Origin of the sequence: Streptomyces sp. NPDC006365, assembly GCF_042870755.1 — a bacterium.
Classification (GTDB): Bacteria; Actinomycetota; Actinomycetes; order Streptomycetales; family Streptomycetaceae; genus Streptomyces; species Streptomyces xiangluensis.
In genome coordinates this window covers 1-11,227 of the sequence record NZ_JBIAHS010000013.1, presented here as the reverse complement: position 1 = coordinate 11,227, position 11,227 = coordinate 1, and the positions used below count along the sequence as shown (strand labels likewise).

Here is an 11,227-nt window from a genome sequence, read left to right as displayed (position 1 = left end):
GTGCTCAGGGAGAACGTCGGTCGAACGGGTGACAGGCGCCTTCACGGCGCGTATTTTCTAGAGCTCGGAAGCCAGCTTTCCCCCCTTGCCCCAGTAGCTGGTCTCGACTTCGCGGATAATGACAGTGACAGCTTCCAGCGGGCATTCGGCAATGCGGGAAACGGTGGACGAAATCTCGTTGACTGCTTCTCGTCGCCCATCCTCGTTGCTTCCGGACCACCAGTCGATGGTGACTACGGGCATATGCCTATCCTTACTACTGTGGGGTAACGTCGGAGTGTGGGCGGCAGCGTCTCTGCTACCTGCGAAGGCGTGGGTGAGCAGGGGCCCTGCGAAGGCGTGGGTGAGCAGGGGCCCTGCGAGGCGAAGAGAGGTCAGGCGTCATTTGTCGACTGGTATGGCGCCAGCCTCAAACCGCTGCGATCAGCGTGAATGTCATTGATCCCCCGGATTACGCTCGAGGTGTTCGCACGCCCTCGGGCTGCCTTTCCCGCGCAGCGACCCCCTTTGGCCGCGGGTTCTCCCAGAAATGGGAGCCGCCTTCGCGGAACGTCTGACCTTGCCGCGCCGACTACTACACGGAAGCACATCGGCAGAACCGTCAGCAACTTGATCCTGTCTTTTTCCATTCCTTTTACCTGACAGTTTTCGGGCATGCGAAAACGGCAGGCCGGCCGCATTTTCGAGTCGGTCTGACGTGGGAAACGCGATATGAAGTTTCGCTTGGCGGTGCCGGGTCCGGGCGGATTCCGGAATTCCGGTCGTGGGCACCCCGGTCCGGACAGGTCCTGACGCCGGGCCGGCGCCGGGCGCGCCGCGGGCGGATCAGTGGGGCACGCGACGGGGCGGGTGCGGGTTCGTGGGGTTCGGGTGGTGGGCCTTGTGTCCGGTCGGAGACCGTCGTGCCTGTGCCCGCGCACGGCCCCGGTCTCTTGCTCAGGCGGGGCGCCGTGCCCGTGCCCGTGGCGGGCTCGTCGTGCGGGTGCCGGCGGCGGGGCCTGCACGCGGGGCGATGCGTGCCGGTAGCGGTACCGGCGGTGCGGACGCGTCCGGGGTCATGCGTGCCTGGGCAGGGCCGCGATGCCGCCGCCCTTGCGAGGTGCGGACCCGGTGCCCGGGCGGAGACCCGGCCCTGGGGCCCGCAGCCGGACCGTCGCCTTGGACGTACGGCCACACACCTCCGCTCCAGGCCTGCCCGGACACGGCTGAGCCTGGCCCGGGTGGGCCAGGCTCATGGGGCGTCAGACCGTCTTGAGCTGTCCGCCGTCGACAACCAGGTCGGCGCCGTTGAGCGCGCGGGTGCGTCCGTTCGCGAGCATGCGGACGACCTCGGCGACCTCCTCCGGCTCGGTGAGCCGGCCGGTGGTCAGGCCGGCGGCGGCCGGGAAGCCCTCGAGGAACTCCTCGAGGCTCTTGCCCGAGGCGGCCGCCAGGCCGGCGCCGAAGCCGTCGGAGTCGAGCCAGGCCGGGGTGCGGGTCGGGCCGGGGGAGACGGTGTTCACCCGGACGCCCTTCGGGCCGAGTTCCATGGACAGGGCCTTGCTGAAGTTGGTCAGGGCGGCCTTCGCGGCGCCGTAGTCCACGGTCGGCGGCTGGGGGCCGCGCGCACGGGCGGACGAGACGTTGACAATGGCGCCCTGACGCTCGATCAGCTGCGGCAGCGCGGCGCGAACGGTGCGTACGACGCCGAAGAAGTTCAGCTCGAACGTGCTCTGCCACTCCGCGTCGTCGATCGCGGCGAAGCCGCTGGTCCTCGGCGAGAAGGCGCCGACGTTGTTGACGAGGACGTCGATGGCGCCCACGCCCTCCTGGGCCTGCCTGATGAGTTCGGCCGGTCCCTCGGGTGTGGACAGGTCGACGGAGACGGTCAGGGACGCGGCCTCCTTCAGCTCGGGGGTGATGGTGCGCGCCGCGCCGACGACCTTGAAGCCGTCCTCTTCCAGAGCGCGGGTCACCGCGAGCCCGATGCCCTTGCTCGCGCCGGTCACCACAGCTGTCTTCACCGTCATCGGTTGAACTCCTTGAAATGCGTGTCGGTAGGTACCCGGGAGGTCCCGGGAGAGGGGCCGGTCCTGTGACTCAGCGGCCCCGGGCGTAGCCGTAGGAGGCGAGGAGGATCTGCCAGACCACCTCGATCTCGTCGCGGTCGCGCGGTCCGAAGACCAGCTCGGTGTTCTGGATGGGGTGCGGGATGCCCCAACCGGCCTCGGTCACCAGCTTCTTGGTGTCCTCGGGAAGGGTGAGGTGCACGCTCCCGTCCTGGGGCGGGTGCTGGTGGGCGAACTCCCGGCTGTTGCGGATGAACGCGTCGTCCGGGCCGGTCCCGAACTCGGGCGCGAGGTGGATCGCGCGCGCCTCCGGGTACGGGACGTGGGTGGGAGCCAGATAGACCCCGCTCAGCGAGCGCATGCGCTGCCAGAGTTCCTCCTGCAGCGGAGTGGGGGCCACCTGGTCCAGTTGGCCGTGCGGGACGGGGCCCCTGGTACGCGGGGCGGGTCCCGGCCTGTCGGGAAGGTTCACGGGGACTTCTCCTGTCGGGGTCTCAGACGGCCTGTACGTCCGCGGACACACCCGCGGCGCGGTACAGGGCGGAATCGAAGGGGGTCGGGCCGCCGCAGGTGATGAACTCGGCGGTGTCCGGCCCGTCGCCGCCCGGCTTGCGGGCACCGTGCGGCACGCCCGGCGGGGCGAACAGCACGTCTCCGGGCTCGACGTCGTTCCACTGGTCGTACATGTAGAGCTGGCCGACGCCCTGGAAGGCGATGAACGCCTCCTCGCTGTCCGGGTGGACGTGCACGTTGAACGTCTGTCCGGGCTGCTGCACACCGCAGTGCAGGCACAGCCGGGGGCTGCCGGTGCCGGGCCAGAAGACGAAGTTCATGACCGCGCCCTCGCCCTCGGTGGGCGCCTCGCCGATGCCCGAGAAGCCGCGCAGCTGGACGTCGTCGTCGCTGAGGGCCCCGGCGAGCTTGGGCGAGGCCGCCCACGTCTCGCCGCCGTCCAACTTGGTGCGCCAGACGTAGGCCGTCATGCCTTCGTCGCCGGCGGCCAGCTCCAGGGTCTTGCCGGTGGGTGAGTAGACCGAGGAACCACGCCCCAGCCGAAACCTTTCTCCAGTGATATCGCCATGGCCGGTCCCGTCGAGGACGACCACGGTGTTCTCCTCCTCGAAGGCCCACCCCAGCCGCCACACGGCCCCCGGAGCGATCTCCACGACGTTGAGCTTGACCAGTTCGGCGCCCATGGCGGGCCCCACCGGTTCGGCGACGGCCCCCCAGTCGAAGGACGAGAACACGAACTCGGACCGCCGGATGATGCAGCCCTTGGCGTCGTTGGCAGACATGCGTTCCTTTCCCGAGCGGGCAGGGGCGGGCCCCGGGCCGGCCTGTGCCCGCTCGGCTGTGTACGGACTATGCGGCGCTGGGGCCCGTCACTCGGGCAGTGCCTCCAGCGCGGTGTCGATGATCGAGGTGAGCAGGTCCCGGTCCGGGACGGAGATGCTCATCACGCGCAGTCCCTGCACCATCGTGGTGAAGAACGCGGAGATGCTCGCCACGTCCGCCCCGCCGGGGAGCTCGCCGGATGCCCTGGCGGCGTGCAGGGCCGAGGCGAAGGCGGCCTGCGTCGCGCTCATCGCGTCATGCGCGATGCGCGCCGCCGTCGGGTCGTGCGCGGCCCGCTCGACGATCGCTCCGACCAGCAGACAGCCGGGGCGATCCTGTGCCGACAGCGAGTCCTCGACGCGCTCCGTCAACAGGTCGCGTATGACCTGACGGATGGGCACCTGGCGGGCCAACTGGTCCCGCAGGCGCCGGTTCGTGACGTCGACATAGCGGCGCAGCGAACGTTCATACACCTCCTGTTTGGTCCCGAAGGCGGCGTAGAGAGAACCGCGTCCCAGACCGGTCGCCTCACACAGGTCCGAAACCGAGGTCGCCTCGAACCCTTTCGTCCAGAACACCTGCATGATCTTGAGCAGGGCCTCGTCCTCTGCGAAGCCGCGCTGTCTCGTCATGTCCCGAACGTAGACAGCGCTGGACCGGTCAGTCAAGAAAGCGATCGCTCGGCGAGCCCTTGTTCGGCCAGTTCTCAAGCGTTTTGACGAGCAATGCGGCTTTTATGTGCCGCTCGACTGTCTGAAAGTGGGCCTCTTACTGGACCGATCGTCCCTGAATGATTAGCGTGGTCGACGTATCGCTGGAGGATTCCGCGGGTCTACGAGCCCGTCGCACGGTCCGCCGCTCACTCCGGCCGCTCCATCACCGGCGGCCACATCCCCCGGAAATCGCGCGCTTCATCGCGGCATTCCGGCGTTCAGCGCCAGGTGGAGGACCACCGATGTGGCCCGACGTGGCACTCCGTAGCGCCCCGTGGGGGGCTCCTCCTTCCGCCACGCCCGTTTGGAGCGTTCGCTGTGCCAATCGCACTCTTCGTACTCGGTCTGACGATCTTCAGTCTGGGCACGACCGAATTCATGATCGCCGGGCTCCTCCCGGAGCTGGCCCAGTCCTTCGGGGTCTCCATCCCCGCCGCCGGACTCCTCATCTCGGCGTTCGCCGTGGGTGCGGCCGTCGGCGCGCCGGCGGTGGCGCTGCTCTCGACGCGGCTGCCGAAGAAGACCACCCTCGTCGTACTGCTCGTCGTGTTCCTCGCGGGCCAGGTCATGGCGGCGACCGCACAGACCTACGAGGTGCTCCTGGTGGCCCGCGTGGTGACCGCCGTCGCACAGAGCGCCTTCTTCGGTATCGGCGCCGTGGTGGCCGCGGATCTCGTAGCGCCGTCGAAGCGGGCGAGCGCCATCGCGATCATGTTCGGCGGACTCACCATCGCGACCATCGCCGGTGTGCCGCTGGGCGCCTTCCTCGGGCAGGAGTGGGGCTGGCGGGCCCCGTTCTGGGTCGTCAACGGACTGGCCCTGATCGGGCTGATCGGCGTCATCACCCTCGTACCGCCCCACCGTTCCACCGAGGAGGCGAGCGTCCGCGACGAACTGGCGGCCTTCCGCAGCGGCCGGGTGTGGCTGGGACTCGCGACCACGGCACTCAGCCAGGCCGCGCTGTTCGGCTGCTACTCGTACATCGCGCCGCTGCTGACCGACGTGACGGGCTTCTCCGAGGGAGTCGTGCCCGTCCTCCTCGTCCTGTTCGGTGTGGGCACCCTCTGCGGCAGCGTGCTCGGCGGTCGGTTCGCCGACATGAACCTGATGCGCACCCTGTGGGTTGGCATGGTCGTCCTCGGTGTGTCCCTCGCGGCGTTCTCCGTCACCGCGCACAACAAGGTCCTGATGACCGCCACGCTGATCGTGTTCGGTGTGGCCGGTTTCCTCATCAACCCGGGCCTGCAGACCCGGGTCCTGAACGAGGCCAAGGGCGCGGCGACCCTGGCCAGCGCCGGCAACATCTCGGCGTTCAACATCGGCAACGCGGTCGGGCCGTGGGCCGCCGGACTGGCCATCAGCGCCGGCCACGGTTACCTCTCGCCGAGCTGGGTCGCGATGGCCTTCGCCGGTTGCGCACTGATCACAGCCCTGGCCGGCAGCGCCGTCGACGCCGTCGAGCGCCGCCGCTCGCCGGTGGCCGACCGGACCGCCCGCGAGGCACCCGTGACGGAGGCGGAGGCCGGGATCGCCGACGAGCTCCGGCCGGCCGCCACCACCGCCGAGCGGTCCTCCCGGTGAGGAGCACACGGTGAAGTCGTCGGCAGAAAGGGCACAGGTGCTCGTCGTGGGCGGAGGCCCCGTCGGCATGCTGCTCGCCGCGGAACTGGCCGAACGCGGCGTCCACACCGTGGTGCTGGAGGCCGGGACCACACCGCGGGACGTGCCGCGGGCCGGCACGCTGCACGCCCGCACCGTGCAGACCCTGCTGCGCCGCGGCTACCTCAGCGTGCCGGACCCCGGGGACCCGCGCGCACTGCGTTCCGCCGTCTTCCACTTCGCCGGCAGGCCCCTGCTGCACATCTCGGCACCCACGGCCGAGGGCCCGCCCATCCTCGGCGTCCCCCAGTCGGCACTGGAGGAGACCTTTGCAGCACGGGCCCAGGAGGCCGGTGCCGTCGTCCTGCGGGACCACACGGTCTGCGAAGTGCGGTCGTCCGAGCGGTCGGTACAGGTCACCGCCCTCACCGGCGACGGGACCCGCACCTTCGACGCGGACTACGTGGCCGGCTGTGACGGTGCCCGCAGTGTGGTCCGGACGCAGGCCGGGTTCCCGGTCACCGAGACACCGGCGACCTTCAGCGGTCTGATCGGCAGCGTCCGGCTGGCCGAACCGGCGGCCGTCCCGGACGGCTGGACGCGCGGCGAGGGCGGCTGGACGCTGATCAACGTCAATCCGTACGGGCACAGCCGGGTCCTCACGCATGACTTCTCCCGGCCGCTGCCCCCGCGGCGGGAGCAGGTCACGCTGGCGGGGCTGCGCCGGGTGACGGAGCGCATCCTGAGCCGCGACGTGCCGATGGACCAGCCCGTCCACCTGTCGCGGTTCAGCGACTTCTCCCGGCTGGCCGACGCCTACCGCAGCGGGCGCGTCATGCTCGCCGGCGACGCCGCGCACATCCACGCCCCGCTGGGAGGCCAGGGGCTGAACACCGGGATCCAGGACGCGGTCAACCTCGGCTGGAAGCTCGCGTCGGTGGTCCGCGGCCACACCACACCGAACCTCCTTGGCACCTACGGGACGGAACGTCGCCCCGTGGCCGAGCGCGTCATCGCCAACACCCGGGTCCAGGCCTGGCTGATGGACCCGAGCGCCGAGGACGGTCCGCCGTCCGCCTTCCTCGCGGAAATCATCCGGGTTCCGGAGGCGGGCCGGCGGGTGGCCGACGAGATCAGCGGGCAGAGTGTGGCGTACGCCGTCCCCTCCTGCCCGCACCCGTGGGCGGGTCGTTTCCTGCCGAACCATCGGCTTGCGACCGACACCGGCGACCACACGGTGGCCGAACTGCTCGGCACGGGACGGCCCTTGCTGGTGCTCACGCCCGAAGCCGAGGGCGCGCTGGACCGTACGGCCCTCGGCTGGCGGGGCCGGCTGAACTCCGTACGTCTGCGCGGTGGCCCGCCGCCGGACTGGCCCGCCGAGGCCCTGCTGTGCAGGCCCGACGGTTACGTGGCCTGGGCCGCCGAGCATGGCACGGCGACTTCGGCCGGTCTTGCCGAGGGCCTGACCAGGTGGCTCGGACCACCGGCGGCACATGTGCCTGAACTCCTTCGACCTGATCAGACGTCAGCCGCTCCCGAACACGACCCGTGCCCGGGCCGGGCATGACAGAGAGGGAACAGATGAGTGGAACAGACCGCCGCACGCTGATCACCCGTGTTGGCACGCTCGCCGGCGCAGCCTCGGTGGCCGCGCTGTCGCCCCGTCCGGCGCAGGCCGCCCCGTCCGGCACCACCGACACCGGCCACGGGGCGGCCATACGGTCCGGTGACCTCAGGTACGCGACGCTGACCACCGGCAACAACCAGCGCTTCGTCGCCAGGCCCGAGTACTTCAGGGTGATCCGATCGGCCGCGGACGCCGAGTCGGCCCTGCGGCGGGCCGTCGACGACGGCAAGAAGGTTTCCGTACGCAGCGGTGGGCACTGCTTCGCCGACCTGGTCTGCAATCCCGGGGTCGAGGTACTGCTCGACTTCTCCGAGATGACGGACGTGTCGTACGACCCGTCCATGCGCGCCTTCGCGGTGGAGCCTGGCGCCCGGCTGCTGAACGTGTACGAGACGCTGTTCAAGGGCTGGGGCGTCACCCTGCCCGGCGGCATGTGCTACAGCGTCGGCGCCGGCGGGCATGTGGCCGGTGGCGGCTACGGCATGCTCTCCCGCGCGCACGGACTGGTGGTGGACCACCTGTACGCCGTGGAGGTCGTGGTGGTGGACCGGTCGGGCGGGGTGCGCACCGTCGTGGCGACCCGCGAGGAGGACGACCCCCACCGCGACCTGTGGTGGGCCCACACCGGCGGCGGTGGCGGCAACTTCGGCCTGGTCACCCGCTACTGGTTCCGCTCGCCCGGGGCGCGGGGAGCCGAGCCGGACCGGCAGCTCGTACGGCCGCCCGCGGGCGTGCTGGTCAGCGCGCTGTCGTTCCCGTGGGAGCAGCTGAACGAACAGCGGTTCGGCCGGCTGCTGCGCAACTACGGGGCCTGGCACAAGGCCAACAGCGCGCCGGACTCCCCGAGCCGCGCGCTCAGTTCGGTGTTCAACCTCTGTCACCGGGCGCACGGCACCCTGGACCTGTTCACGCAGGTGGACGCCGGCGCCCCCGACGCCGACAAACTGCTCATCAACTTCCTCAAGGCCATCACCGCCGGCACCGGCCTGACGGCGACCGCCCTGTCCAAGCCGTCCGGCGATCTGGCCGCGATGCCCCACCTGGCCACCCCACGGCGCCTGCCCTGGCTGAACGCGACCCGGTTGCTCGGTACCAGCAACCCCACTCTCACCCACCCTTCTTTGCGCGCCGACCACAAGTCGGCGTACATGCGGACCGGTTTGGACGACCATCAGGTCGCGACCCTCCACCACCACCTCACGTCTGAGGCGCACGCCAACCCGGACGCCATGGTCGTCCTGCTCTCCTTCGGAGGCCGAGTGAATGCCATCTCCCCCAGCGAGACGGCCAGTGTCCAGCGCTCCTCGGCCTTCAAGATGCTGTTCCAGTCCTTCTGGGGGGATCCGGCACAGGACGAGGCGAACATCCGCTGGGTCCGGGAGCTGTACGAGGACTTCTTCCACGCTGCGGGCGGCGTACCGGCACCTGGGGAGCGCTACCAGGGCTGCTACATCAACTACCCCGACACGGACCTGAGGGACCCTCACCGCAACCGGTCCGGCATCCCGTGGCACACCCTCTACTACGGAGACAACTACCAGCGCCTCCAGCAGACCAAGCGGCTGTGGGACCCGTCCGGCTTCTTCCACCACTCCCTGTCCGTAGAGCCCTGACACTCCAGGCGCGTGTGCGGGCGCGACTCGCGTGGAAAATGGCTGACGATCGAACCATCCGTGCTGATCATGTGGCGAAGGGCGTTCACAGGCGACAGTCCGTGAACGCCCTTGGTCGTGGGTGTCCACCCTCCCCGTGGCGCCCCTCCTTCCAGCAACGCCCCCACCCCAGCCCCCACACAGCAACCCCTAAGCTGACGCCAGCATCTCGTGGTACCGATTGCCTTCAATTGTTCTGCCAGGGCAGCGGAAGATCGAGGTCGGGCCGGACGGCCCGTCCCCCGGCTGTTCGATGCCTGGCTCCTACGTCCAACACGAAGTCAGGCCCCGTCCCGGCGAGCGCCCCCGTCCACCGCCGGCTCCTCACCTTCCTCGGCCGCGACCGCCAGCCCCGCTGACGGATATGCGTGGCACCTCCACACGGAGCCCGGGCGGGGCTCACTCGAGGCCGCTCACCGGCAGGAAGGGGGCTCGTAATACGGCCGCGTCTCGGGGAGGACCAAGGTTGCGAGGGCGAGGAGGGCGACCAATGCCCCACGCTCTCATCCTCGCGCACCGCCGTTACGGCTCGCGCGCACCAAAGCCACCAACTGCCTTGATCGGTCCGCACCGACCCGCAATTCCTTGCGCAGCGACTCGGCCGAGACCGGGCGCTGACGCAGTTCCCGATGCCGAACATCAACCGACACGCGTCTTCGGCAGATGTGCCGACATCGTCACGACGAGCGAATCTCCGCAGTCACAGCGGGTGCGACACAACCAACCCTTGATTGTGGCTCCCGCCCAGGACTCGAACCTGCGGCCAAGGCCACTTTCCCGAGCCCACGGCCCAGAGCCTCCCACTCCCCAACGCTCGCTCCCCCATGGCCAGCGCGGCCGACAAGCAAGCCGACGCGCTTCTCGCCGGCCAGAGGTCAAGTGGCGGTGACTGGCAGCACATCCGGCGAAAGCACCGCTGCCCGCGCCGCGGCGCTCGTCATCCGCCTGCGGTGATGACGTCGGCAGAGCACCTCGTACCCGACCTCCGCCGCCGACTTGGCCACGTCGCCCACGACGACCTGCTCCCCCTCGACGACCATCTCTCCACCCACGGTGCGCGCATTGTGCGTGGCCCGAGCACCGCACCAGCACATCGCCTCGACCTGCAAAGTCTCCAGGCGATCGGCAAGTTCGATCAGACGCTGGGAGCCGGGGAAGAGCCTGGTGCGGAAGTCAGTGGTGATATCGAACGCGAAGACGGCGCCGAGGGATCCGGAACAGCGCTGATCGCCGAACGCATCCTGAAGGTCGCCGGGCTCTCCCCCGACGGTGACCTGGCCTCGCTGCGGCTGGATGTGCGCGAGTCGGCGACCGCCCTGGCAGAGGGGCGGATCGACGCCTTCTTCTGGAGCGGTGGCCTGCCGACCGGGGCGATCACCGATCTCCGCCGGAGCACCACGATCCGCCTCGTCGACCTCGGCGGCGTGGTCGGGGAGCTCACCCGGTCCTACGGCGAGCTCTACACCGAGACCACCGTGCCAGCCGTCGTCTACGGGGCGCAGAGCGCGGTGACCACGGTGAGCGTGCCGAACTTCCTTGTCGTACGACGGGACATGCCGGACTCGGAGGCGTACTGGCTGACACGGCTGCTGTTCGAGGGACAGTCACAGCTCATCGGGGCGCACCCGGAGGCCCGTCGCCTCGACCGGCGTACAGCGATCGCCACCCACCCGCTGGAGCTGCACCCCGGCGCCGCCCGGTGGTACCGCGAGTCACATCCCTGACCGCTTGCAGGGGCCCGTCACCGGCTCCCGTCACACCGGGTCGCCGGGGAGTGCGGGAGCGGCGGGCAGCCGTACGGTGGCGGACAGTCCGTGCGGCCGCGCGGCTGCCAGGAGCAGCTCGCCGCCGCCCGCCTCCACCACCATGCGGGTGAGCGCGAGGCCGAGCCCCGTGCCGCGGACGTTCTGGTGACGTGTGCTACGCCAGAACCTCCCGCCCGCCTGGGAGAGTTCCTCCGCGGTCAGGCCCGGACCGGCATCCCGTACCGTCACATCCACCGTCCCCGCGGCTTCCCCGACAGGTTGGCGGTGAACCGAGACGTCGACCGGTGCGCCGTCGCCGAACTTGAGGGCGTTGTCGAGCAGGGTGTCGAGTGCGTGGTCGAGGGAGTCGGGAAGGGACAGGGCGCTCACCCCGTCGGGGATCTGCGTGGTGAGCGGGACGCCCGCGCCGGCGAAGGCGGCCCGCCAGGCGTCGACCCGGTGTCTCACCACGGCTGAGACGTCGACCTGTGCGCGTTCCGCCTCG

11 protein-coding genes are annotated in these 11,227 nt (G+C 70.1%); 4 read left to right on the top strand and 7 right to left on the bottom strand.

All coding sequences use genetic code 11. From position 1 onward, the window contains the following. Positions 1 to 57 precede the first annotated feature (57 nt). The 5 genes from ACFYO0_RS29980 to ACFYO0_RS29960 all read right to left on the bottom strand — a co-directional run bounded on the left by ACFYO0_RS29980 (position 58) and on the right by ACFYO0_RS29960 (position 4,015). Positions 58 to 243: a 4-oxalocrotonate tautomerase family protein gene (locus tag ACFYO0_RS29980; RefSeq protein WP_388682304.1), complete on the bottom strand. Its 186-nt coding sequence runs from the start codon at positions 241 to 243 to the stop codon at positions 58 to 60. Between the two features lie 998 nt (positions 244 to 1,241). After that, positions 1,242 to 2,009 (bottom strand): oxidoreductase, encoded by a 768-nt coding sequence (locus tag ACFYO0_RS29975; protein WP_388682302.1) that lies wholly within the window; start codon positions 2,007 to 2,009, stop codon positions 1,242 to 1,244. A 70-nt stretch (positions 2,010 to 2,079) separates the two neighbouring features. Then, positions 2,080 to 2,520, bottom strand: a complete 441-nt coding sequence (locus ACFYO0_RS29970; RefSeq protein WP_388682299.1) for a luciferase family protein — start codon at positions 2,518 to 2,520, stop codon at positions 2,080 to 2,082. Positions 2,521 to 2,542: 22 nt separating this feature from the next. After that, on the bottom strand, positions 2,543 to 3,343 hold the full coding sequence (locus ACFYO0_RS29965) for a cupin domain-containing protein (RefSeq protein ID WP_388682296.1): 801 nt from the start codon (positions 3,341 to 3,343) through the stop codon (positions 2,543 to 2,545). A gap of 87 nt (positions 3,344 to 3,430) precedes the next feature. After that, positions 3,431 to 4,015 (bottom strand): TetR/AcrR family transcriptional regulator, encoded by a 585-nt coding sequence (locus tag ACFYO0_RS29960; RefSeq protein WP_388682293.1) that lies wholly within the window; start codon positions 4,013 to 4,015, stop codon positions 3,431 to 3,433. A gap of 399 nt (positions 4,016 to 4,414) precedes the next feature. Between ACFYO0_RS29960 and ACFYO0_RS29955 the strand changes: the two genes are divergently transcribed. The 3 genes from ACFYO0_RS29955 to ACFYO0_RS29945 are packed head-to-tail and all read left to right on the top strand — an operon-like array spanning position 4,415 to position 8,938. Further along, a complete protein-coding gene (locus ACFYO0_RS29955; RefSeq protein WP_388682291.1) occupies positions 4,415 to 5,677 on the top strand; it encodes a Cmx/CmrA family chloramphenicol efflux MFS transporter in 1,263 nt (420 codons plus the stop codon). 10 nt (positions 5,678 to 5,687) lie between these two features. Continuing rightward, positions 5,688 to 7,265 carry an FAD-dependent monooxygenase gene (locus tag ACFYO0_RS29950; protein ID WP_388682288.1) on the top strand — a complete coding sequence of 526 codons (1,578 nt, stop codon included), beginning with the start codon at positions 5,688 to 5,690 and terminating at the stop codon, positions 7,263 to 7,265. 14 nt (positions 7,266 to 7,279) lie between these two features. Beyond that, complete coding sequence (locus ACFYO0_RS29945) at positions 7,280 to 8,938, top strand: FAD-binding oxidoreductase (RefSeq protein ID WP_388682285.1); 1,659 nt, start codon at positions 7,280 to 7,282, stop codon at positions 8,936 to 8,938. A 914-nt stretch (positions 8,939 to 9,852) separates the two neighbouring features. Here ACFYO0_RS29945 and ACFYO0_RS29940 read toward each other — a convergent pair. Beyond that, positions 9,853 to 10,116, bottom strand: coding sequence for a hypothetical protein (locus ACFYO0_RS29940; protein WP_388682688.1), 264 nt, complete (start codon positions 10,114 to 10,116; stop codon positions 9,853 to 9,855). On the opposite strand from ACFYO0_RS29940, the gene ACFYO0_RS29935 reads away from it, so the two are divergent. Next, entirely contained in the window at positions 10,042 to 10,701 is a 660-nt protein-coding gene (locus tag ACFYO0_RS29935; RefSeq protein WP_388682686.1) for a TAXI family TRAP transporter solute-binding subunit, read from the top strand. The two genes, ACFYO0_RS29940 and ACFYO0_RS29935, sit on opposite strands and share 75 nt — an antisense overlap. Positions 10,702 to 10,731: 30 nt before the next feature. On the opposite strand, the gene ACFYO0_RS29930 is transcribed toward ACFYO0_RS29935, so the two are convergent. After that, the coding region (locus ACFYO0_RS29930; RefSeq protein WP_388682282.1) for a sensor histidine kinase at positions 10,732 to 11,227 on the bottom strand (496 nt) is incomplete at its 5' end.